We start from the raw sequence: 22,441 nt of genomic DNA on the forward strand, positions 1-22,441 counted from the left end.
CGCACGTGTCCTTCGACTGCACCATCGAGCGGGTGGGTTCCACCATCACCGTCGTTCCCGAGGGCGACATCGGCGTGGAGACCGTCGATGCGATGCGGGAAGTGCTGCGGCAGGCGGTGGCCAGCCTCGACGGCGGCCACATCGACGTCGACATGCGCTCGGTCACGTTCCTCGACTCGACCGGGCTCGGCATGATCGTGGCCGCCCGCCGGGCCGCCGCGGCCAAGGGCATCGAGCTCACGGTCAGCGAGCCCGGCCCGGTCGTCAACATGGTGCTGCAGATCGCGGGTCTCGACAGTGTGCTGGTGCGCAAGGCCGACGACAGCTGATTCCGCCTACTGCTGGATGAGGGCGGGCAGCACCAGCACCATCGTCGTCGACCAGGTGATGTGGGTCAGGATCGGCGCAAGGATGCCACCGGACGCCCGCCGTTGCAGACCCAGGACCAGACCGAGCAGGAACGCGGCGAAGACCAGCATCGGGTTGCCGGTCGCCATGGTGGCCGCGGCGTAGACGACGGTGGAGATCAGGACGGCGTGACGGCGCCCGATCGCCGCGAACAGGGCGCCGCGGAAGAAGACCTCCTCGGCCACGCCGTTGAGCAGGGTGACCGCCACGATCGGCACCAGGGCGCCGTAACGGGCGTGGGCCAGGACGCTGTTGACGAGCTCACGCAGCGGCGGCACCTCACGGACGACGAGCGAGCCCACCACAAAAACAGCGCCCAGCACCAGCCCGGTGAGGATCGGGGTGACGATCGGGCGGCGCAGCCGGTCCCGGAACGGGATGTGGCCCAGGTGCAGCGGCCCGGACAGCAGCGCCCCGGCGACCCAGGTCAGCGCGACGAGCACGGTGAGCAGGTAGAAGACGTCGTCGCCCGGGCGTACCGACAGGGAGATCCCGAGGAGGACGGCGCCGGCGATCAGGGTGACCACGACGACGATGCGCCGCCGGCGGAACTCCTGGTCCGTCTGCTGATGGTCGCGCTCGACCTGATCGATCAGCGAGGGCGCCACGGCACGTCTGGCGCGGGCCAGCCACGGCGAGGTCATCGTGCAGCCCGGACCTGGTCGTTCCCGGCGGCCCGGGCACGATCGGCCAGGGCGAGCCGCACCGCCTCGTCGTACCCGATGGGCGTTCCCGGCACGAGCCGGGTGATGGCGTCGTCGTTGACGACCACCTCGGTGGTCATCGAGTCGACGAGGTTGCGGGCAGTCGCCGAGTCGACATCCGTGACGAACCGCAGCCACGCCGACGACAACCGCGGTGTGAGCAGCGGCACGGTCAGGTTCGGCAGGCGGCTGTGCCTAATCCGGGCCACCCGCTGCAGCATGTCGATGTACCGCAGCACCTCCGGCCCGCCGATCTCGTAGGTGCGGCCGCGGGCCTCGACCGGCTCCAGGACTCCCACCAGGTAGCGGACCGCGTCCGGGAGGGCGATCGGTTGCGTCCGGGTGCGTACCCATCGGGGGGTGACCATCGCCGGCAGGCGGTCGGCGAGCTGGCGGGTCATCTCCCAGGAGATGCCGCCGTGACCGATGACCACCGCGGCGCGCAGCACGGTCACCGGCACCGCACCGGCCCTGAGGATCGTCTCGACCTCACGCCGCGACCGCAGATGCGCCGAGAGTTTCCCGGTGTTGGAGCCGAGACCACCGAGGTAGATCAGCCGCTCCACGCCGGCGGCGGCCGCCGCCTCGGCGAAGTTGCGGGCGGCATCGGCGTCGCGCTGCTCGAAGTCGTCCGACCCCAGCGAATGAACCAGGTAGTAGGCCACGTCGACCCCGGCGAACGCCGCCGCCAGACTGCCTGGATCGGACACGTCGGCCTCGACCGGCTCACCCGCACCGTGGTAATCCCGGGGGTGCCGGGTCATGGCACGCACCCGGTAGCCCTCCTCGACCAGGCGCGTCGCCACATGGGAACCGATGAAACCGGACGCACCACTCACCAGAACTGTCTTGGTCACGCGGTTCTACTACCCCCGATGCCGCCTGGACCCACCCGCACGCCGCCAGGCTCACACCGGCAAATCTTCCCGGCGTGCCGGCGACCGTGTCAGCGGCGCAGCAGCTCGCGCGGCAGAACCGCGTTGAGCCAGGCCTCCGACTTGTCGAGCGACCAGCCGAGGTCGTCCGTGCGGATGAAGTAGGCCGCGTTGCACAGGTGGAGCCACAGGATGTCGGCGGCCTCGGCTGCGTCCACGCCGTCACGAAGTGCACCCAGCGCTGCCAGGCGCTCGGCGGTCAGGCGCATACCGTTGCGCAGCCCCGCGTGGGCGATCTCCATGCTTTCGCGGACCGCCGGCTCCTGGGGAGCCGCGGCGACGACCTGACGCATCAGTGCCGACCACTGCCCGAACTTGGTCCGGGACACGCCGACGACCTGCGCGATCAGGCGTTCCGGGTCGGTGGCGGCCTCGATCTCCGCGAAGATGCGGGCGTTCTCGTCCGAGGTCACGGCCGACTCGATGAGCGTGCGGAGCAGGCCGTTCTTGCCGCCGCCGACGGCGTAGACCGTGGCCGGGGCGACCCGCGCGGCGGCGGCGATCTGCTCGACCCTCGTCGCGAAGTAGCCCTGGTCCGTGAACAGGGACCGGGCCGCTTCCAGGATGGCCCGGCGGGTCTGGTCGGCGTACTCGGCTCGGCGGGCGGACGGCATGACGGTGATCATAGAGCCGAGAGCGTCATCCACTCGCTAGAGTGCACTCTGATCAACTCATGGAGGTCCGATGCACTTCGTTTTCATCCCCGGCGCCTGGCACGGCGGATGGTCCTGGCATCCGGTGGGGCACCGCGTGCGCGAGGCCGGCCACGGCGCCACCGCGCTGACCATGCCCGGCCTGAGCCTCGGCGACGACCCGGCCGGCCTGTCGCTGGACGACGCCGTCGACCACATCGTCACCGCTGTCGAATGTCGCGACCTGCGCGAAGTTGTCCTGGTCGGCCACAGCTGGGGCGGCATCCCGATCACCGGCGCCGCCCATCGGCTGCGTGACCGGCTCGCCGGCATCAGCTACTTCAGCGCCTTCATCCCCCGGCGCGGCGAGTCGATGGCCCGGGCGATGGGGCCGATGGAGGGTTTCCTCACGGACACCATCGCCGCCTCGCCGGACCGCACCATCGGGCTGGACTTCCCCACCTTCCAGCAGGGACTCATGCCCGGCGAACCCGAGGCGGTGCAGCGGCTCGTCTACGACCAGCTGATGCCTCAGCCCGGCGGCTACATGCTCGACGCGCTGGACCTGCCCGGTGTGGAGACGCTCGGCCTGCCCATCACCTACGTCCTGGCCGAGAACGACATCTCCCTGGCCGCCCCCGGGACCGAACTCGCCGCCCGGGTCGGCGTGCAGCCGGTCCTGGTTCCCGGCGGCCACGAAGCCCTCCTGACCAGCCCGGACGAGGTGGCCAAGGCACTCCTGGCCGGGTGATCTCTCAGAAGTCGCGCAGGCCTCGGAGTTTCACGACCGCTCCCGGTCCCCGCTGAATAGGCTTCGACGGTGACTGACGCACGTGGCGGGTCCGTCCGAAAACCGCATCCCACTCACCGTTGCCCGGTGTGCGGCGAGCCTCTCTCGCTCAATGCAGTGGGCACTCAGACTCGCGACGAGTCGGATGAGTTGCTCCCCGCGCGGGAGTTCCGGCGTTGCGTGCAATGCCTTTCGCTGGCCACGCGCCGGCGATCGGCAACGAAGTGGGACATCGCCGACGACCCCGAGCTGCTCGAACGACTGCGCTTCCCCCTTTCCCAGCTGTAGTGGACCGACGATCCCTCAGAGGTCGAGCACCACCGGGCCGGTGGGTCGGGAGGAGCAGATCAGGACGGTGCCGTCGGCGGGCGGGTCGGCGGGTTCGGGGTCGTAACGGACCTCGCCCGCCAGCAGCCCGCTCTCGCAGTTGTGACAGACGCTGGCGCGGCACGACCAGCGCACCGGGACGTCGCACGCCTCGGCCAGGTCGAGCAGGCTGCCGTAGCCGTCCTGCCACGGAACGGACAGGCCGCTGCGGGCGAAGGACACGTCGGGCCCGGTGCCGGGCGGGCCGGCGGGCGGATGTGGCGGCCCGGCCCGGGTCGCGGCGATCCCGGGTGTCAGCGCCGCCTGCGCACCGAACACCTCGGTGTGGATCCGCGCAACACCGGCCGTGACGAGCGCCGCCGTCACCTCCTGGAGGAAAGCCGCCGGGCCGCAGACGTACGCGTCAGCATCGGCCGGGAGGTCGAGCCCGGTCAGCAGTTCCGCGGACAGGTGGCCGGTCGCGGTGAAGTCGTCACCCGGGTCCGGGCGGCTCAGGCACACCAGCGACCGTGGTGACGGGAGGCGTTCGAGGAGCGCAGCCGATTCCGCGGCGAACGGGCGGGCAGCCTCGCTGCGGGCGGCCTGGATCCACCACACCGGCCGGTCGGACTTCTCGGCGGCCAGTGCGTGCAGCATGGCCAGCACCGGGGTGGCGCCGACACCACCGCTGACCAGCAGCACGGGAGCCGTACCGGTGGCGAGGGTGAAGGTGCCGCGGGGTGCGGCGGCCTCCAGCAGCGAGCCGGCCCGGAGCCGCGCGTCCAGGTACGTGCTGGCGGCGCCGTGGTCCTCCCGTTTGACGCTGATCCTGTACTGATCGGCGCCGGGCGCCCCGGACAGGGAGTAGCTGCGGATCAGCGGTGCGGCGTCCGGGCCGGGCTGTACGCGTACCGTGAGGAACTGGCCCGGAAGCGCTCGGGGCAGAGGGGCGCCGGAGGGGTCGGCCAGCAGGATCGACGAGATCGTCGTGCTCTCCGGGACGACGGCGGTCACCCGCAGCGGGCGGAAGCCCGGCCAGGCCGGCGGTGGTGCCGTCGCGACCAGGCCGACGTTGCCGGGTGTGCCGGGCGCCCCGGCCATCGCCCGGAACGACGCCTGCCAGCCGGGGCTCAGCGCCGGGATCCGCAGCGCCCGCTCGACGTCCGCGGGTGCGTGGCCGGGCAGGTAGAGCAGCGCGTCCACCTCGGCGACCGTCATGCGCTGCGGGCCGTCGGCGACCTTGATGATGTCGTCGCCGGCAGTCACCTCACCCTCCTGGAGGACACGGAAGTAGAAGCCGGGGCGGTGGTGCTGCACGAGCAACGCCGGGATTCGCGGGTCCGCCATCCGGATGCCGACCCGGTAACAGGTGACCCGCGGCTGCGTCACCTCCAGCAGGGCCCCGCCGATGCGGTAGCGGTCACCGATGCAGACCTCGTCGTCGCCGAGCCCGTCGACGGTGAAGTTCTCGCCGAACTGCCCGTGGGTGAAGTCGTCGCGGTGCAGGAAGTCCTGCCAGTAGCGGTAGGAGTCGAGCTGGTAGACGAAGACCGCCCGCTGCTCGCCACCGTGGCCGCCGAGGTCACCCTGACCGTCTCCGTCGACGTTGAGCCTGCGTACGGTCACCGGGCCGTCGACCGGAGCCTTCCAGACGCCGGTGTGGACCGTGCGGCCCTGCCAGGACACGTTCCGGGGTCTGCCTACGTTGACCGATCGCAGAGTGCCCATCGCCCGCTCCTCAGATGATCTGTTGTCCGCCGTCGACGTCGAAGGTCGCGCCGGTCAGCGCGGTGTTGACCATGAGGTGCACGGCGACCGCGGCGACATCGTCCGGCCCGACCACACGCCTGATCGGCAGCGTCTCACGGAGCTGGGCCCGCCGTGCGTCGAGTCCGTCGCCCAGCAGGGACGCGGACAGCGGCGTGTCCACAAAACCGGGCGCGATGAGGTTGACCCGGACCGGTGCGAGCTCCAGGGCCAGATTCTTGACCAGCGCGGGCATCCCGGCGGTCAGCAGCGAGATCACGCTGAGCCCGACGGCCGGACGCCTTCCGCCGGTGCCGCTGATGAAGAGCACGGTGCCGCCGGGCTGCACGGCGGTCGCCGCCAGCTGGGCCACGTCGAGGTACAGCTTCAAGTGATCGCCCACATGGCGGGCGGCCGCCGCGGTGTCGAGCTCGGCCAGCGGCGCGTACATCGGGCCGCTCCCACTGACCAGCACGTGGTTCACCGGCCCTGGCAGCGTACGGAAGAAGGTCCCGAGACGGCCGGAGTCGGTGGCGTCGAATGCGGCGTGACCGACCGCGCCGACGTCCTTGGCAGCTTCTTCGAGCCTGCTCCCGGTGCGGCCGGTGATGACAACACCGGCGCCCTCGGCGGTGGCGGCGCGGGCGGTGGCAAGGCCGATGCCGGCGCTGCCGCCGAGAACGACGACGGTCTGGCCGAGCAGGGAGCCGGTCATGAGGACACCTCCGAGGGTCGGACGACGGTACGGACCGGGGCGCACCCGTGGAAGGGGGCGGGTGGAGCGAAGCGGATCGGGGATGATGCGACGGGTTGGCCGGCCCGGACGTAGACGGCCGCGATCACCGCGGCGACACCGCAGAGGGCAGCGAGCACGATCATCGCCGGGCGGTACCCGTCGGTGAGAGCCGGACCGAGCCCTCGCCCGGCCTGGACCCCGATGAGCACGGGAACCAGCGCGGTCAGCACCGCACCGCCCAGCCGGGAGGCGACGTCGCTGATCGCGGAGGCCTCGCCGAGGTCACCGTCGCCGACCGCGGCCAGGACGGCGGCGGTCAGTGGTGTCACGGTCAGCCCGAGACCGACACCCCAGAGCAGGACGGCGGGCAGAATCGCCCCGGCGTACCCGCCGCGGACGATCGCGAGCCACAGGAAGGCCAGGCCGACCGCGGCGATTCCCGCGGTCATCAGCAGGCGCGGGCCGACCCGGCGTACCAGGACACCGCTGACGGGCGAGAGAGCCAGAAAGACCGCGGACGCCGGAATCTGTACGGAACCCGCCCTGGTCGCCGACCAGCCGAGTGTCAGCTCGCAGCGCAGCACCAGCAGGTATCCGGCGGCGGCCAGAGCGCCGTAGAACAGCACCGTGGCGAGGTTGATCGCGCTGAACTGGCGCGACCCGAACAGCGACAGCTTGAGCATCGGCTGCCGGACACGCCTCTCCACCGGCACGAGCGCGGCGAGGCAGACGATGCCGACGGTCAGTCCGGCGATCACCCGGGGGCTGGTCCAGCCCTCGACCGACCCGGTGGTCAGCGCGTCGATCAGACCGCCGAGGCCGAGCACGGCCAGCAGCGCGCCGGCCGTGTCGATGGACAGCCGGCCCTCGGTGGGGTGTGCCGCCTCGGGGACCGGGATCAGCGCCAGCAGGGCGGCCAGGATCAGGGGGATGTTGAGCAGGAAGATGGCCCGCCAGGAGACGTGGTCGACCAGCCAGCCCCCGGCGAACGGGCCGATCAGCAGACCGCCGAGCGAGGACAGGCCGGCCCAGATGCCGATGCCGGGTGCCCGGTCGGCCCCGGACAGGGTGCCGTTGAGCAGGGCCAGACTGCTGGGCACGACGAGCGCGGCGCCGACACCTTGCAGGACCCGGGCGGCAATCAGTTCACCGGCCGAGGACGCGGCCGAGCACAGCACGGACGCCACCAGCATGACCGCCAGACCGGCGATCAGCACCCGGCGCCGGCCGAACCGGTCGGCGAGCGCGCCCGCCACCAGCAGCAGTGCGGCCGCGGTGAGCAGATATCCGGCCACCGTCCACTGCAGAGCGACAACGCCGGCTTGGAGGTCACGGCCGATGGCCGGGATCGCCACGTTGACCACGCTGGCGTCCAGGAATCCGGCCATCGAGGCGAGGACCGTCGCGGTGATCAACGCGGCACCGGTACGGCTGCGCAGGCGGATCATCGCCGCGCCAGTGCTGCGAACGCGGCCGCCGTGGTGGTGCCGTAGAGCAGATGGGCGGAGAGGTCCTTGGCCAGCGTGACCCGGTCGTACTTCCAGATCTGTTTGTACAGACCCGCCGGAGGCAGCACGACGTAGCCGGTCGCCCAGACACCGGCGCCGAAGAGGGGCCCGAAGGACACCCGTGGCTTGGAAGTCGACCCGGCGAGCAGCCCGTAGGAGGCGCCGGCCACGATCCCGTACGCCCAGTGGGTGATGTTGTTGACCAGCCGTGCCCGCGAGTCCGGGAGCTTGCGCTGGAACACACCCTCGACGAGGCGGCGGCCGACCTGTGCCGGTGCGGGTGCGTCGTCCCAGCCGTGGACGTCGCCGGAGAACTCCCACCGGCGCCAGTTCTCCTGGCCACCGCCATGCCGGTAGCGGGCGTACAGCAGGGCGTCCATCGCCAGCGTGCCGACGGCTCCGGCCACCAGTCCCCGGACGACCGCGCCCAGTGGTGTCGTCGATCCCATCGCCTGTGCTCCCCTCACCACGTCCGGTCGCCCGCCCGGACCAGCATCTCGTTGACTGCCACCCGCCGGTCGCGGGTGACGATGTATCCGATGGCGTCCGCGATGTCGTCCGCCCACAGCGCCTCGGCCCCGGCGATCACCGGTTCCGTGCCGGGTTCGACCACGCTGACCCGGACCCGTTCGGGGATGAGTTCCTGGCGCAGCGACTCGGTGAACCCGTTGAGGCCGAACTTCGTCAGGTTGTAGACGCTGCTGCCGGGCCGGGCCACCCGCCCGGCGGTCGAGCTGACGTTGACGAGGTCCGCGACCTGCCGCGGCGACGTCGAGGCGGCGTCGATGAGGAACGGCACGGCGGCGTGCGTGACGTGCAGCAGCGCCCGCACGTTGAGCGCGATCATCCGTTCCCACTCCTCGACACCGGCGTGCAGCGCGGAGTTGAGCAGCATGATCGCGGCGGTGTTGACCAGCACGTCGAGGCGGCCGAACCGGTCCATCGTGTCCTGCACCGCCTCGTACGCACGGTCCGGCTCCGTGATGTCGGTGTCCATCGCCACCGCGTGACCGCCGGCGAGCTTGATCTCGCCGACCACCGTGTCGAGCCGGTCACGGCGGCGGCCGACGAGGGCCACCGCCGCACCCTCGCGGGCGAGTCGCCGCGCGGTGGCCGCACCGACGCCGTCGCCGGCCCCCGTGACGAGCGCGACCGCACCCTCCAGCGGCTCGGGACGGCGGGACGTCACGACGGCAACTCTGTACCGGCCTGCTCTCGGACCAGGTAGTCGGCGTACCAGTCGGGCCAGTCCGGGTCCTCGGCGCCGATCCGCTTCTCGTGCTCACCGTGGGCGGCGGCCGCCCGGCGCAGCCCGGCCGCCAGGTCGGCGGTCGAGGCGAAGGTCGTGGCCGCCGGATCGACCCGCCCCGGGAGCCGGGTGGTGACCTCCTGCAGGATCCAGCCGTTGCCGTCCGGGTCGCTGAACGACAGGAACGAGCCGTAGCTCGCGTGCTCCGGGTGCGGGCCGGGCACCCGGGCGTCGGTCCCGGCGTGGTGGAAGACGCCACCCGCGTCGTGGAACACCTCGCCCGGTTCGGCGCCGTGCCGCTTCAGCTCGTCGTACGCGGCGTCGATGTCGTTCACGATCAGGTGCAGGCCCTGCGCCGAGCCGGGCGCCTGGGCCGTGACCGAGGTGCCGAAGATGACCGAGGCCGGGGAGCCGGGCGGGGTCACCTGCACGACCCGGAAGCCGTCCCCGGCGGCGAATTCCGCGTCGAGCCGCCAGCCCAGTCCCGTGTAGAAGTCCCTGGCCCGATCGACGTCCGAGACCGGGACCACGACAACCTCGAGCTTCATGTCCATGACGTGCGCCTCCTGCGTTCGCAGCGATTGCCGACCCGAGGAGGTTCGCGCGACCCGCGACCCCGTCGCGCCAGGGAGACACACTGGTTCACGTGTCCCGGGGCAGGGCCTCGCGGAGCTGCCGGCGCGAGGTCACCCCGACCTTCGTGAAGATCTTGCGCAGGTGCCACTCCACCGTGCGCGGGCTGATGAACAGCCGGGTGGCGACCTCCGGGTTGGAGAAACCCTCGCGCACCAGCACGGCGATCTGGCGTTCCTGGGGTGTCAGCTGGTCCGGCGCCGCGGCCTCCACGCGGCGTTTCCGCACCGTCTCACCGGTCGCCAGCAGCTCTCTGCGGGCCCGCTCGGCGAAGGCCTCCATCCCGATCAGGACAAACATCTCGTACGCGGTCCGTAGCTGTTCCCGTGCCTCGATCCGCCGCCGGTCCCGGCGCAGCCATTCGCCGTAGAGCAGGTGGGCCCGGGCCAGCTCGGGACGCAGCTCGGTGCGGCCGAGACGCTCGACGGCCGTCCGGAAGTGGCCCTCCGCGGCCGACGACTCGCTGAGCAGCGCCCGGCACCGCGCCAGAGTGCCCTGAGCCCAGTCGGTGTCGCACGGCCCGGCCGATTCGGTCAGCCGGTCCAGGGCGGCCCGGGCGATCTCCAGCTCACCCAGGCGGGCCGCCGCCTCGACCAGCTCGGGCAGCGCCCAGACCGAGATCCACAGCTCGGCGATGCGGGTGCAGACCTGGGCCGCTGACATCGCCTGGTCGAACCGGCTCAGGCCGTTGTCCAGGACCGCGGCCGACCACTGGGCGATCGTCACCCCCAGTACCTCACCGGCGGCGTCCGCCCGGGCGATCGTCTCCGTGATCAGCGCCGACGCCTCGGGCTCCCGGCCCCGCAGGGCGGTCAGCCGCAGCTGCAGGTAGGGCGAGATCGGCAGTGCGAGCGCGGCGGCGACGGTGTCGGCCTCGCTGGCGAGATCACCGGCGGTGGCGAGGTCGCCGGTGAACGAGCGTGACATGCCCGCGCCGGTCAGGTAGAGCGGGAGATGACCCAGGGCGCCGGCGGCCCGGATCACGTCGACCCAGCGGTCGGTGATCGTCTGCATCGCCACGTCGTCCCAGACGGACACCGGAACGGTGTTGGCCACCCAGCCCCACAGCAGGATGTCCTCCACGGGCAGGTCCGCCAGCGCCACCGTGGCCTGCTGCAGCACCCGGACCGCGTCGGTCCGGCTCCCCAGGACCAGCGAGGAGAACCCGTCGAGCACCAGGTCGATCGGCAGCGGCGGTCCACCGCGGCGCCGCAGGGCGGCGACAGCCCGGGAGATCGCGAGCAGATCTTCCTGGCCACCGCCCATGAACGCCGCACCCCACGCCAGCATGTACGTCTCGCGGGCCAGCTTCGCGTCGAACGGCTCGAGCCGCTGGGCCGCCGCCAGCAGACCGCGGGGCGCCTCGTCGTGGCGACCGGCGGAAAAGGCGATGTGGCCGCGGATCAGCGCCGCCCGCGCCCGGGTGAACTCGTCCGGAGCGTCCCGGACGGCGATCGCGGTCAGCCGGCCCGCCGCCTCGATGTCGCCGGCCTGCAGGGTGGCGCCGGCCGCGGCCAGCGCCCGGTCGGCCCTGCGGGCGGGGTCGGTCGTCAGTTGCACGGCCCGTTGCAGGAACGCCGCGGCGCCGGCCAGTCCGCCACGGGCCTGCGCCCGCCCCGCCGAGCGTTCGAGCTCGGCCGCCACGGCCTCGTCGGGTGCGGCGGCGGCCGACGCCAGATGCCAGGCCCGGCGGTCCGGATCGGTCGTCCCGTCGGTCACCTCGGCCAGCGCCAGGTGCACCGCCCGGCGCTCCCCGGGCTCGGCCGAGTGGTAGACGGCCGACCGGACCAGCGGATGCCGGAACGTCACCCGCTCCTCGATCGACAGCAGCCCGTCCGTTCCCTTGGCCAGGGCAGTCGCCGGTGTCACCCCGAGCCTGCCCGCGGCCCGCCACACCGGCGCCGGGTCGCCCACCGGCTCGGCCGCGGCGACCAGCAGCAATGTCCGCGTCTCGTCGGGCAGCTCCCTGATGCGGCCGAGGAAGCTCTGCTCGATGCGGCCCGGCAGCGCACCGGCGCGCAGCAGACCGAGCCCGCCGGCCAGCTCGGTCACCGAGAGCCCGTGCGGCAGCTCGACCAGGGCGAGCGGGTTGCCCCGGGTCTCGGCGACGATCCGGTCACGGATGTGCCGCTCCAGGGTGCCGCGGGTGACCGCGTCGAGCAGGGCGTGCGCGTCGGCGTCGCGCAGCCCGGTGACCTCCAGCTCGGGCAGGCCGAGCAGATCCGGGTCGCGGTCGCGCGTACCGAAGAGGAGCGCGACCGACTCGGCCAGCAGGCGACGGGCGACGAAGCTCAGCGTCTGGGCCGAGGACCGGTCCATCCACTGTGCATCGTCGACGACGCAGAGCAGCGGACCCTGCTCGGACGCCTCCGACAGCAGGCTCAGCACGGCCAGGCCGACCAGGAAACGGTCGGGCGGCGCGCCGGCACGCAGGCCCAGCACGGTCTCGAGCGCGGTCCGCTGCGGCGCCCGCAGGCGGGGCAGCAGCTCCAGCAGCGGCGCACACACCTGATGCAGCGCCGCGAACGCCAGCTCCATCTCGGATTCGACACCGAACACCCGCAGCACCCGCAGGCCGGTTGCCGCCTGCCGTGCGTGATCGAGCAGGGCGGTCTTGCCGACGCCCGGCGGGCCGTGCACCACCAGCACGCGGCTCTCACCGCTCCGGGCCGCGGCCACCATCCGGTCGAGCTCCGCGCTTTCCCGGCTCCGCCCGAGCAGGCGCAGCGTTCCGCCGTCGCCCGCGCCTGTCCCCCATTGCGCCACCGATGTCCGCCTTCGTCGAGGTTCGTTCCGTGCCTGAACGCGCTCGCCGACCGGCGTCATCGTCGTCCTCATCGGCGCCGAAGGAAACCCCTTTGAAGCCTTTTGTCACGTCGGTCACGGGGGCTCACCCGGTTGCTCACCAGGGTTGCTCACCAGGGTTGCTCACGGGTGCGAGCCGTGTCCGGGCCTGGCCAGGCTGTGAACGGGACTCCGACCGAAAGGCAGTGCGAGTGATGACAACGCAGCAACAGCAACCGGCCAGCCGGGCGATCCGACCGTTCACGGTCCGTTTCCGCGAAGGGGCGCTCGACGATCTGCGCCGCCGCCTGGCGGCCACCCTCCGGCCGACCCGCGAGCTCGTCGGCGATCGTTCCCAGGGGGTGCAACTGGCCACGATGGAAGCGCTGGGCCAGTACTGGGAGAAGGAGTACGACCTGCGGCGGGTCCAGTCCCGCCTGAACGCGGTGCCCCAGTTCACCACCGTGATCGACGGTGTGGACATCCACTTCCTGCACATCCGGTCGCGGCATCCGGACGCCCTGCCGCTGATCATGACGCACGGCTGGCCGGGATCGGTCATCGAGATGCTCGACTCGGTCGGCCCGCTGACCGACCCGACCGCGCACGGCGGCAGCGCCGCGGACGCCTTCCACCTGGTGCTGCCGTCGCTGCCCGGGTACGGCTTCTCGGCGGAGCCGGTCGAGCTCGGCTGGGACCTCGTCCGCACCGCCCGCGCCTGGGCCGAGCTGATGGACCGCCTCGGTTACGACCGGTACGTGGCACAGGGTGGTGACGTCGGTGCGGGTGTCACCGATGCGATGGGGCGGCTGGGCCCGCAGGGGCTGGCCGGCATCCACACCAACCTGCTGGTGACGGCGCTCAACGACCCGGCGTCGCTGCCGAACACCACCGAGGAGGAACAGGCCGCCCTCGCGGCGCTCAAGGTCTTCCAGACCAGTGGGAACGGCTACTTCGTGGAGATGGCGACCCGGCCGCAGACCATCGGGTACGCGCTGCTGGACTCGCCGTCCGCCCTCGCCGCCTGGATGATCGACCACGACACCGACGCCTACTACAAGATCGCGAGTGCGTTCGTCGACGGCAAACCTTCGGGCAACCTCACCGCCGACCACATTCTCGACAACATCACGGCGTACTGGCTGACCGGAACCGGGGCGTCCACCTCCCGCTCGTACTGGGAGGCCTATGGACCGGACGCGCCCGCCGCCGGCCGGCCACCGCTGCCGGACCCTCGCGTGCCGGTGGGTTTCAGCACTTTCCCGGGCGAGATCTGGCGGACGCCGCGCAGCTGGGCCGAGCAGTCCTACCCCACCCTGAACTACTACGGGGTCGCCGAACGCGGCGGCCACTTCGCCGCCTGGGAGGAGCCGGAACTCTTCGCGGAGCAGGTGCGGGCCGCATTCCGTCCGCTGCGGGGTGGACGACGATGATCCCCCAGCCCACTCGCCGCCAGCTGCTGCAAGGCAGCCTGGCCGTCGCCGCCTCCACCGTGCTGGTCCAGGTCCCGGCCGACGCCGCCCCGGCCACCGGCATCCGCCCGTTCCGGGTCGCCGTCCGGCGCGAGCAGCTGGCCGACCTGCACCGCCGCGTCGCCGCGACCCGCTGGCCGACCCGCGAGCTCGTCGACGACCGCTCACAGGGTGTGCAGCTGGCGACGGCTCAGGCCCTCGCCCGGTTCTGGACGAACCGCTACGACTGGCGCCGCTTCGAAGCCAAGCTCAACTCCCTGCCGCAGTTCAAGACCGAGATCGACGGCGTCGACATCCACTTCGTCCACGTACGCTCGAAGCACCGCAACGCCCTGCCGCTCGTCATGACCCACGGCTGGCCGGGCTCGATCGTCGAGCTGCTGGAGACCATCGGCCCTCTGACCGACCCGACGGCCCACGGCGGCACCGCGGCGGACGCTTTCCACCTCGTCCTCCCGTCGATCCCCGGCTTCGGCTTCTCCGGCAAACCGGGCGACCTCGGCTGGGACACCGCCCGCACGGCACGCGCCTGGGCGGAACTCATGCGCCGCCTCGGCTACCCGCGCTACGTCGCCCAGGGCGGAGACCTGGGCGCCGCCGTCACCGACAACCTCGGCCGCCTGGCGCCGGCCGGTCTGCTGGGCATCCACCTGAACCTGCTGGTGTCCGCGCTCGGCAGCACCGCCGGCCTGCCGACGAACACCACCGAGGAGAAAGCCGCCGCGGCCGCACTGCAGACCTTCTCGGCGAGCGGCAAGGGCTACATCGTCGAGCAGGCGACCCGGCCGCAGACGGTCGGCTACGCCGTACGGGACTCGCCGGTCGCCCTGGCCGCGTGGATGCTCGACCACGACACCGACAGCTACCTCAAGATCTCCCACGCCTTCCGCGGCGGACGCCCGTCCGGCAACCTCACCCGCGAGCACGTCCTCGACAACGTCTCGCTCTACTGGCTCACCGGCACCGGCGAATCCGCGGCCCGGGCGTACTGGGAACGAACCCAGTCAGCCGGCCACACCCTCCCGCCGGTGGCGGTCCCGGTCTCGTTCAGCGCCTTCCCCGGCGAGATCTTCGTGGCGCCCCGCAGCTGGGCCGAGACCAGCTACCCGACGCTGAGCTACTACCACCAGGCCGGACGCGGCGGCCACTTCGCGGCCTGGGAGGAACCGGCCCTGTTCACCCGCGAGCTCCGCGCCGCCTTCCGCTCGATCCGCTGAGCCCGTCAGCTCGGTCCGGACACCTCGGGACGGGTGTCCGGGCCGGCAAAACGGAGGCGGAAGATCGCCGGCATCGGCATGCGTTTCACCGTCTCCCACCCCACGGGTACGCCGAAGCCGGCCAGCACCCGCGAGATGATCGTGCCGTGGCCACCCACCAGCACCACCTGGCCGGGGTGCTCGCGGACGAGCCTCCGCACGACGGCGACGGACCGCGCGCTGAGCTGGTCGAGGCTTTCCCCGCCGGGTCGTGCGTACGAGGGGTCGGCCCAGCTCTGGACGTAGTGCCGTTCCCAGTCGTCGGTGTACGCGAGGCCGTCGTCCCACTCGCGCAGCTCCCCCAGGGTGCGAACCGGCAGTCCAAGCACGTCGGCGGCCGGCTGGACGGTCTGGATCGCACGCCGGTACGGGCTGGACCACACCGCCGCCGGACGCAGTGCGCACAGCGCGGCGACCAAGTCATCCGCTTGTCTCAACCCGTCCGGGGTCAGCGGGCGGGTGAGGTCGTCCGGCCCGTCAGCAGCCGGCGGAACGGACTGCGCATGCCTGACCAGCGCGATCTCGGTTGTTGTCATCGTTCAGTCCACCCTGCGCCAGAGGTCGTACGGGTTCAGGCCGGGCCGGAAGCCGTGTGCCTCGGCCAGGTCAGCGGCCTCGCGGAAGCCGTGGCCGACCAGAGCGGGAAGGTGCGCGTCGCTGCCGAAGGTGATCGCGTCCCCGCCTTCCTGATGCCACCAGGTGAGGACGGTCGCGTGCAGCGGCAGCCGGGTGTTGACCTCCAGCGCCCGGCCCGACTGTGCGGTGGCCCGCAACGCCCAGCGGAACTCCTCCTCGAAACGGGCGGGGTCGAAGGGGCCGGCACCGGCCGGCCAGGAGCGCACCGGATAGTCGATGTGGGCCAGCACCGAGAAGAGTTCGCTGGTCGAGACCATCGTGACGACGTCGGCGAGATAGGCCCGCACCACCTCGTCCGCGTCCCGGTGCGGGTAGATGCCCCAGGGCTCCGCGAAGGCGCCCTGATCAGGAAGGGTGTGCAGGGAGCCGAGCAGCCGGTCGAAGCGGCCGGCGGCCAGCACCCGGGCGATCTGGCCGGCGTGGCGGTGCGGTTCGCCCAGCTCGAGCCCGCTGTGGATCCTCAGCTGGGGAAACCGTTCGCGGCAGCGTTCGACAGCCGCCAAGTAGCCGGCGGCGTCGAAGGGCGGCGGCGTCAGCAGCCCGTCGGCGTCGAGAAGCGCAGCAAGATGGTCCGAGCGGTAAGGACTGTCCGCGTCGATGCGCCACACCGTGTGGTCCAGGTGCTCGGTGAACGCGATCGCCGGCAGGCCGAGCTCCACCGCCCGGGCGCAGGACTGCTCCATGTCGCCCACCGGTGTGTCCCACGAGAACTCACTGTGGACGTGGAGATCCGGAGGTAACGGCACGATCAGGGTTTGCGGCCTACCGCACAGTAGACGTCGAGGGATTCCGTGGGTGCTCCCTGCTGCGGGCGCCACTGCGAGGTCGACACCACACCGGGCTCGAGAATCTCCAGCCCCTCGAAGTAGCCGGTGATCTCCTCGGGCGTACGCAGGTTGTAGGGGTGGCCGCTCTGCTTGGCGACCCGCTGGCTCTCCACGCTCTGCGCACTGGTGCTCGTGCCGTCACTCACCGCGAGGTAGCTGCCCGACGGCACGGCGTCCAGCAGCTGCTTGACGATCGAGCGGGCCTGCGCGTAGTCGGCGACGTTACCCAGGATGCCGATCATGGTCAGCGCGACGGGTTTGCTGAAGTCGAGCGTCCGGGCCGCCTCGCTGAGGATCCGCTCCGGGTTCTCCACGGCGGAGTCGATGTACGCCGTCTCTCCCTCGGGGGAACTGGTCAGCAGGGCGCGGGCGTGCACCAGCACGAGCGGGTCGTTGTCGACGTAGACGATCCGCGACTCGGGAGCCACCCGCTGTGCGACCTCGTGAGTGTTGTCGGCCGTCGGGAGACCCGTACCGATGTCCAGGAACTGCCGGATGCCGGCCTCACCGGCGAAGAGCGTGACCGCCTGGATGAGGAACCGCCGCTGGGCCTGGGCGACCGACGCGATCGCCGGGTTCGCCTTGCGCAGCGCCTCGCCCAGCTCCCTGTCGACGGCGAAGTTGTCCTTACCGCCCAGCAGGTAGTTCCACACCCGCGCACTGCTCGGCCGGCTCGTGTCGATGCTGGGATCGGTCATCGGAACCCCTTCGATGAGGCGGTTGTCAGACAGCGATCATAGGCACTGACCCGTCCTGCTTGGACAACGCCGGGTCCGTCAGGAGGGCGAGGGCGGTCAGGAAGTCGTCGAAGGCCTGGTCGGCTCGCGTCACGTCGTCCGTGGCCTCGAGGTCGAGGATGAGACCGCGGATGACCGCCAGCACCAGGGTGGCCAGCTCAGGGTGACCGACCGTACGCATGCCGTCCTCCAGCGGCTGCAACCAGTCCGTGGTGGCCTCGCGGCGGAAGCCGGGCCACAACTGCTGCTCGGTGCTCTCCCGGAGCCAGCCGAACATCCGGAGGAACGGGCGACCCTCCGGACCGGTCATGGCCTGCCACATCCGGCGCAGAGTGCGCAGGTAGGGCTCGTCCGCTCGGGGTGACATCAGCTCGCCGTAGAAGTCGCGCTGCCGCCGTCGCGCCCGGCGCAGCGTCTCCGTCAGCAACGCGTCCCTGGTCCCGAAGTGGTAGATCAGCATCCGCATCGAGGTCCCCGAGGCCGCCACGAACGGTTCGAGCCGATCGGGCAGCCCGTGCGCGAGCGCGTGATCGACACAGGCGTCGAGGATGCGATCGCGGATCTCGGGTTGTTTGTGCCGTCCCACCTCCGCACTTTTTCACGTAACTGGCGATACGTCTACCGTTGCCACCATGAGAGTTGTGTTTGTGCACGGAGCATGCGTACGAGACGGAGCCTGGTGGTGGCACCTGACCGCCGAAGCGCTGGAGAGGCGCGGCGTTAGCAGCGTCGCCCCGGCCCTGCCGAGCTGCGGCGAGGGTGACCGGCCGGCTGGGCTACAGGGTGCAGGACTGAGCGAGGACGTCGCCGCGGTGCGCGCAGTCCTGGCCTCGAGCGACGAGCCCACCGTGATCGTCGGCCACAGTTACGGCGGCATCGTGGCCGCCGAGGCAGCCGTCGGCGTCGAGCCGGTGCGCCACCTGGTGTTCGTGTCGAGCTACCTGCCCGAGCCGGGCGAGTCGCTGTCGACGTTCGGCGCCCCGGAGCCACCGCAGTTCCTGGACTTCGACCCCGAGGGCGGCACGTTCGGCGCCGTGCCGGAGCTGTTCGCCGAGACGTTCGTGCAGGACTGCCCGCCGGAGATCATCCAGGAAGGCACCGCCCGCCTGACCCGCCAGACGATCACCGTCACCCAGCAGCCCGTGCAGGCGGTCGCCTGGCACGACCTGCCCACGACGTACGTGGTGTGCACCGAGGACCGCGGCACCCCGGCAGCGGCCCAGCGCGAATTCGCCCGCCGCGCCGACAAGGTCGTCGAGGTGGCGGCGGGCCACCACCCGTTCCTGTCCCAGCCGGAAACCATCGCGGACCTCCTGGCCGGCCTGTCATGACCGGAACGGCGGATCTGGTCCGGCGCATGTACGCCGCCTACAACAACCAGAACGCCGAAGAGCTGCTCACGCTCCTGACCGACGACGTCGACTGGCCGGACGGCCCGGCCCGGCTGCGGGGCAAGGACGCCCTGCGCAACTATTGGCAGCGTCAATGGATCAGCACCCGCACTCACGACGAGCCGGGCGATCCCGTCGATCTGGGTGACGGCCGGATCGCGGTGCGGATCAACCAGACGGTACGCAGACCGGACGGCTCGCCGGTGTCGACGGGCCGCTTCCTGCACGTCTTCGAGATCCGGGACGGCCTCGCCGCCAGGCTGGACATCAAGACATGAACGCCGGCTGTTCGTCGTCCACCTGCACCAGCCTCGCCGATAAAGTTCCTGACAGACCGTGGAGCCCCTTCTAGTCGGGCGGGATCATGCGACGCTGGACCACCTGGATGTTGCGCCATCGGGCCCTGGTGGTCGCCGCCTGGGTCCTCGTCGCCACGGCCGGCGGCGTCCTCGCCCCGCGCACCGTTGAGGCACTGCGGTACGAGTTCGCCCTGCCCGGCCAGCCCGCCTACGAGGCCAACCAGCGCATCACCACGGCAACCGGCGGCGGCGGAGCGGTCGACCCGCTGGTCCTCGTCGCCCGCCCGCGCCAGGCCGGGCCGCCCGCGCGCGCAGCGTTCGAGACCCAGGTGGCCCGGGTCACCGCCGCAGCCCCGGGCAGCCGGGTGGTCACGCCGGCCGCCGCCGGCGAGCTGGCATCCCCGGACGGCAGCGTCCTGGTCGCCCTGGTCTACCCCCGCGTCCTGCCGGGACCGGAGCCGTACGCCGCAGCCCTACCTGCGCTCGAAGCCGCCGCCGCCCGGACCGACGTCGGCGGGCGCCCGCTCACCGTCACCGGCACCACGGTGCTGGAGGAGACCTCGAGCGGCGGGCGGCGCGGGGTGCTCGTCGAGGTCGTCCTGGGCGGGCTGGGTGCGCTCATCGTGCTCGCCGCGGTGTTCGGCTCGCTGCTGGCCGCCGTACCGTTGCTCGTCGCCGTGGTGTCGATCCTCGCCACCTTTCTCTGCCTGCTGGGCCTGACCGCGCTCACCGACGTGTCGTTCGTGGTCCAGTACCTGGTGGCGTTGATCGGGCTCGGTGTCGCCATCGACTACTCGTTGCTCATCGTCATGCGATGGCGCGAAGAGCGGGCCGGCGGCCTGGACGGCACGGCCGCAGTCGTGGCCGCCATGGCCACCGCCGGGCGGTCGGTGGTGTTCAGCGGTGTCACGGTCGCCGTCTCACTCGCCGCCCTGGTGCTGGTGCCACTGCCGTTCCTGCGCAGCATCGGCCTGGGTGGCCTGCTGATCCCGTTGCTCAGCGTCGCCACCGCCACCACCCTCGTACCGGTCGTGCTGGCCACCGCCGGTGAACGCCTTCAGTGGCCTCGCCGCCGGATCACCGATCCGAGCAGCCGAGCCTGGCGGCGGATCGCCACCGTCGCGGTACGCCGCCCCGCGCTCGTCGCCCTGGCGAGCACCCTGCTCCTGCTGGGACTCGCGGCACCCCTGCTGGGCCTTCGGCTCGGCTCACCACGGCTGGACGCGTACGACGCGAGCACCCCGGCCGGTGTCGCCACGGCACAGCTCACGGCCTCCGGGATCAGCCCGGGAGTGCTGCGCCCGACCGAGGTGCTCCTGCCACCCGCCGAGGCGCCGGGCGCGGTGGCGCGTTTCGCCGCCCTGCCCGGTGTCGCCGCCGCGGTCGCCCCGGCGTCCGCCGGCTGGACCACCCCCGCCGGGCAACTCATCCAGGTCTGGACCAGCGAGGACCCCGCGACGGCGACCAGCCGGACAGCCGTGCGGGCGGTACGCGACGCCGCAGCGACCATCCCGGGTGCTCAGGTCGGCGGGCACCCGGCCGAGGACGCCGACTTCGTCACCGCGGTCTACAGCGACGCCCCGTTCGTCGTGCTCGGCATCGTCCTGGTGACGTTCCTGCTGCTGGCCCGGGCCCTGCGCTCACTCTGGCTACCGATCAAGGCGCTGCTGCTCAACGTGGTCTCGATCGCCGCGGCGTACGGCATCACGGTCCTGATCTGGCAGGACGGCGCCGGCAGCGACCTGATCTTCGGCACGCCCGCCAGCGGCGCCATCACCATCTGGGTGCCGATCGCCGTCTTCGCGTTCCTCTTCGGCCTGTCGATGGACTACGAGGTCTTCATCCTGTCCCGGATGCGCGAGGCCTACGACGAGCACGGCTCCACGCCGCGGGCGGTGATCGACGGCATCGCCCGTACCGGCCGGCTGGTGACCTCCGCGGCGCTGATCCTCTTCCTGGCCTTCGTCGCCCTGTCCACCGTGCCGGCCGTCGAGGTGAAGATCCTCGCCACGGCACTGGCACTGGGAATCGCCATCGACGCCCTGATCGTGCGCGCGCTCCTGGCCCCCGCCCTGGTGGTGCTGCTCGGCCGGCTCAACTGGTCGCTACCGCGGCCGCTCGCCGTCCTACTGCGCCTCCCGCCGGAACCCTCCCCACGTTCGCGGTCGACCGCCGCCCCGAAAGCGCCCAACGGCGTAAGCCCGCCGTCATGAGGCCGGATCCTGTCGGTGCAGGCGCAGGGCATGCCGAGTACAAGGCGACGAGGAGCGATCCCGATCATGGCGAATCAGCTTGCCGTTTTAACCTCCCGCTCCACCGCGACGTCGCTGCGAGCGAGGTTGTTGCGTTATCAAGGGTGACTACGTGCGTACCGCCCAGCGCACTGGGCGCGGGCGGCGGCGGGACGCAGCGCGCGTTCTCTGCGGCAGATTAGTACATGACTCTGCGTTGGCTCTTCAACGTCCGGCCCCGCCTCACCTGCTTCGCCCCAGCCGAGATAAGTAGCTGTTGCGCATTGAGCAAGACACGCAAGTCATCCACTATTTCCGAATCATCCGGCATGTCGCCGAACCAATATTCAGTCGAATACAAATTCGCGGCTTCATATGATCGAGAAAGCCTGCCTTTAGCATCTAAATCCAACATCCCTCTGTCGTATTTTTCAGCGACAGGATGTTCAACTAGTTTTCTCCTAGATAGCCCGGCTTGCCGTCTAATTTCGGCAGTCGACGGGAGCTTCCCTGAATCGCCTTTTCTACCAATGTCGATCTTTTTTTGAGCATAGAGCCCACGAGACACCGCGACGGCGTTTCTAGTCAGAGATAAGAATACCGTCGCGCCGTCTTTGCGAAAAAAGAAAACGACAGGGAAGGTTATCGGACCCGTTGCCGCCTTTGGCCAAAGACGGATCCAAGGAGTTTCGGCCCAGCCCGAAGATCCCGCGCTACCAACGACTACATATCCGGGAAACGCACTTTCTAGAACTCCCGACATTCCGGTTCGGATATAGGAAGCTAGCGGGTTTCCTAAAAATTTTTCTCTACGTTCCATCGCGTAGGTTGCCATGATGTGCTCCAGGCGCCTTCCGATAGATGAGGCGAGCGGGCTTCTCCTCGCCAGCCTGACTGCCTCACCAACAGTTGACCCATCGTCGGAGTCGGGGATGAGAATGTCCTCAGGGAGCTCAACTCCGTTCGGAAGAACGATCCCAAATCCCGCCTCCGAGAGGGTGGCGACGCCACCCAGTTGCCCCTCGAATCTCTCGGCAAAAACCTCAGCCCCAAATAACCTCAACAATGAAACCTCAAACTTCTCGCCGCGGTCAGAGGTCAGAAGTAGAAGTCCGCTGCGGGCATCAGTGACCCGCACTTCAGAAAGACGCGGCATAGAAG

General features: G+C 71.0%; 22 protein-coding genes. 7 read left to right on the top strand and 15 right to left on the bottom strand.

Features of this window, described 5'->3' with window-relative positions:
• The first annotated feature begins 32 nt into the window (after nucleotides 1-32).
• On the top strand, nucleotides 33-329 hold the full coding sequence (locus AFR_RS23150) for an STAS domain-containing protein (protein WP_238547123.1): 297 nt from the start codon (nucleotides 33-35) through the stop codon (nucleotides 327-329).
• Between the two features lie 6 nt (nucleotides 330-335).
• Here the strand turns inward: AFR_RS23150 and AFR_RS23155 are convergent, their stop codons facing one another.
• From AFR_RS23155 to AFR_RS23165, 3 genes are all read right to left on the bottom strand, one after another.
• On the bottom strand, nucleotides 336-1,052 hold the full coding sequence (locus tag AFR_RS23155; protein ID WP_023363381.1) for a CPBP family intramembrane glutamic endopeptidase: 717 nt from the start codon (nucleotides 1,050-1,052) through the stop codon (nucleotides 336-338).
• Entirely contained in the window at nucleotides 1,049-1,969 is a 921-nt protein-coding gene (locus tag AFR_RS23160; protein ID WP_023363382.1) for an NAD(P)H-binding protein, read from the bottom strand. The genes AFR_RS23155 and AFR_RS23160 overlap by 4 nt, the downstream gene beginning before the upstream one ends.
• A gap of 89 nt (nucleotides 1,970-2,058) precedes the next feature.
• On the bottom strand, nucleotides 2,059-2,661 hold the full coding sequence (locus AFR_RS23165) for a TetR/AcrR family transcriptional regulator (protein WP_052359791.1): 603 nt from the start codon (nucleotides 2,659-2,661) through the stop codon (nucleotides 2,059-2,061).
• Between the two features lie 70 nt (nucleotides 2,662-2,731).
• On the opposite strand from AFR_RS23165, the gene AFR_RS23170 reads away from it, so the two are divergent.
• A complete protein-coding gene (locus AFR_RS23170; RefSeq protein ID WP_023363384.1) occupies nucleotides 2,732-3,430 on the top strand; it encodes an alpha/beta fold hydrolase in 699 nt (232 codons plus the stop codon).
• Between the two features lie 342 nt (nucleotides 3,431-3,772).
• Here AFR_RS23170 and AFR_RS23180 read toward each other — a convergent pair whose 3' ends face one another.
• The 7 genes from AFR_RS23180 to AFR_RS23210 all read right to left on the bottom strand — a co-directional run bounded on the left by AFR_RS23180 (nucleotide 3,773) and on the right by AFR_RS23210 (nucleotide 12,413).
• On the bottom strand, nucleotides 3,773-5,503 hold the full coding sequence (locus AFR_RS23180; protein WP_023363385.1) for an MOSC and FAD-binding oxidoreductase domain-containing protein: 1,731 nt from the start codon (nucleotides 5,501-5,503) through the stop codon (nucleotides 3,773-3,775).
• A gap of 10 nt (nucleotides 5,504-5,513) precedes the next feature.
• Nucleotides 5,514-6,236, bottom strand: coding sequence for an SDR family oxidoreductase (locus tag AFR_RS23185; RefSeq protein WP_023363386.1), 723 nt, complete (start codon nucleotides 6,234-6,236; stop codon nucleotides 5,514-5,516).
• Entirely contained in the window at nucleotides 6,233-7,705 is a 1,473-nt protein-coding gene (locus AFR_RS23190) for an MFS transporter (RefSeq protein ID WP_023363387.1), read from the bottom strand. Before AFR_RS23190 ends, AFR_RS23185 begins: the two co-directional genes overlap by 4 nt.
• Nucleotides 7,702-8,214: a hypothetical protein gene (locus AFR_RS43825; RefSeq protein WP_023363388.1), complete on the bottom strand. Its 513-nt coding sequence runs from the start codon at nucleotides 8,212-8,214 to the stop codon at nucleotides 7,702-7,704. Before AFR_RS43825 ends, AFR_RS23190 begins: the two co-directional genes overlap by 4 nt.
• 14 nt (nucleotides 8,215-8,228) lie before the next feature.
• A complete protein-coding gene (locus AFR_RS23200; RefSeq protein ID WP_023363389.1) occupies nucleotides 8,229-8,954 on the bottom strand; it encodes an SDR family NAD(P)-dependent oxidoreductase in 726 nt (241 codons plus the stop codon).
• Entirely contained in the window at nucleotides 8,951-9,568 is a 618-nt protein-coding gene (locus AFR_RS23205; RefSeq protein WP_023363390.1) for a VOC family protein, read from the bottom strand. The genes AFR_RS23200 and AFR_RS23205 overlap by 4 nt, the downstream gene beginning before the upstream one ends.
• 88 nt (nucleotides 9,569-9,656) lie before the next feature.
• Nucleotides 9,657-12,413: an AAA family ATPase gene (locus tag AFR_RS23210; protein ID WP_052359439.1), complete on the bottom strand. Its 2,757-nt coding sequence runs from the start codon at nucleotides 12,411-12,413 to the stop codon at nucleotides 9,657-9,659.
• A gap of 233 nt (nucleotides 12,414-12,646) precedes the next feature.
• Here AFR_RS23210 and AFR_RS23215 point away from each other — a divergent pair, with 233 nt between their 5' ends.
• Together AFR_RS23215 and AFR_RS23220 are read left to right on the top strand one after the other, a co-directional pair.
• Entirely contained in the window at nucleotides 12,647-13,864 is a 1,218-nt protein-coding gene (locus tag AFR_RS23215) for an epoxide hydrolase family protein (RefSeq protein WP_023363392.1), read from the top strand.
• Nucleotides 13,861-15,120, top strand: coding sequence for an epoxide hydrolase family protein (locus AFR_RS23220; protein ID WP_023363393.1), 1,260 nt, complete (start codon nucleotides 13,861-13,863; stop codon nucleotides 15,118-15,120). The genes AFR_RS23215 and AFR_RS23220 overlap by 4 nt, the downstream gene beginning before the upstream one ends.
• Nucleotides 15,121-15,125: 5 nt before the next feature.
• On the opposite strand, the gene AFR_RS23225 is transcribed toward AFR_RS23220, so the two are convergent.
• Genes AFR_RS23225 through AFR_RS23240 form a run of 4 tightly spaced genes read right to left on the bottom strand, consistent with a single transcriptional unit; the run spans nucleotide 15,126 to nucleotide 17,945 of the window.
• Nucleotides 15,126-15,695: a histidine phosphatase family protein gene (locus AFR_RS23225; RefSeq protein WP_052359440.1), complete on the bottom strand. Its 570-nt coding sequence runs from the start codon at nucleotides 15,693-15,695 to the stop codon at nucleotides 15,126-15,128.
• Nucleotides 15,696-15,698: 3 nt separating this feature from the next.
• Complete coding sequence (locus tag AFR_RS23230) at nucleotides 15,699-16,541, bottom strand: PHP domain-containing protein (RefSeq protein ID WP_041841066.1); 843 nt, start codon at nucleotides 16,539-16,541, stop codon at nucleotides 15,699-15,701.
• Between the two features lie 2 nt (nucleotides 16,542-16,543).
• A complete protein-coding gene (locus tag AFR_RS23235) occupies nucleotides 16,544-17,320 on the bottom strand; it encodes an SAM-dependent methyltransferase (RefSeq protein ID WP_023363396.1) in 777 nt (258 codons plus the stop codon).
• A 25-nt stretch (nucleotides 17,321-17,345) separates the two neighbouring features.
• Nucleotides 17,346-17,945 carry a TetR/AcrR family transcriptional regulator gene (locus AFR_RS23240; protein ID WP_023363397.1) on the bottom strand — a complete coding sequence of 200 codons (600 nt, stop codon included), beginning with the start codon at nucleotides 17,943-17,945 and terminating at the stop codon, nucleotides 17,346-17,348.
• A 46-nt stretch (nucleotides 17,946-17,991) separates the two neighbouring features.
• Between AFR_RS23240 and AFR_RS23245 the strand changes: the two genes are divergently transcribed.
• From AFR_RS23245 to AFR_RS23255, 3 genes are all read left to right on the top strand, one after another.
• Complete coding sequence (locus AFR_RS23245) at nucleotides 17,992-18,690, top strand: alpha/beta fold hydrolase (RefSeq protein ID WP_041841067.1); 699 nt, start codon at nucleotides 17,992-17,994, stop codon at nucleotides 18,688-18,690.
• Complete coding sequence (locus AFR_RS23250; RefSeq protein ID WP_023363399.1) at nucleotides 18,687-19,028, top strand: nuclear transport factor 2 family protein; 342 nt, start codon at nucleotides 18,687-18,689, stop codon at nucleotides 19,026-19,028. Before AFR_RS23245 ends, AFR_RS23250 begins: the two co-directional genes overlap by 4 nt.
• 86 nt (nucleotides 19,029-19,114) lie before the next feature.
• Nucleotides 19,115-21,262 carry an MMPL family transporter gene (locus AFR_RS23255; RefSeq protein WP_063749544.1) on the top strand — a complete coding sequence of 716 codons (2,148 nt, stop codon included), beginning with the start codon at nucleotides 19,115-19,117 and terminating at the stop codon, nucleotides 21,260-21,262.
• A 217-nt stretch (nucleotides 21,263-21,479) separates the two neighbouring features.
• On the opposite strand, the gene AFR_RS45315 is transcribed toward AFR_RS23255, so the two are convergent.
• The gene (locus tag AFR_RS45315; RefSeq protein WP_084298113.1) at nucleotides 21,480-22,436 is read right to left on the bottom strand and encodes an MrcB family domain-containing protein; all 957 of its coding nucleotides are present in this window, start codon (nucleotides 22,434-22,436) and stop codon (nucleotides 21,480-21,482) included.
• Between the last annotated feature and the right edge of the window lie 5 nt (nucleotides 22,437-22,441).

Source organism: Amorphoplanes friuliensis DSM 7358 (assembly GCF_000494755.1).
Classification (GTDB): Bacteria; Actinomycetota; Actinomycetes; order Mycobacteriales; family Micromonosporaceae; genus Actinoplanes; species Actinoplanes friuliensis.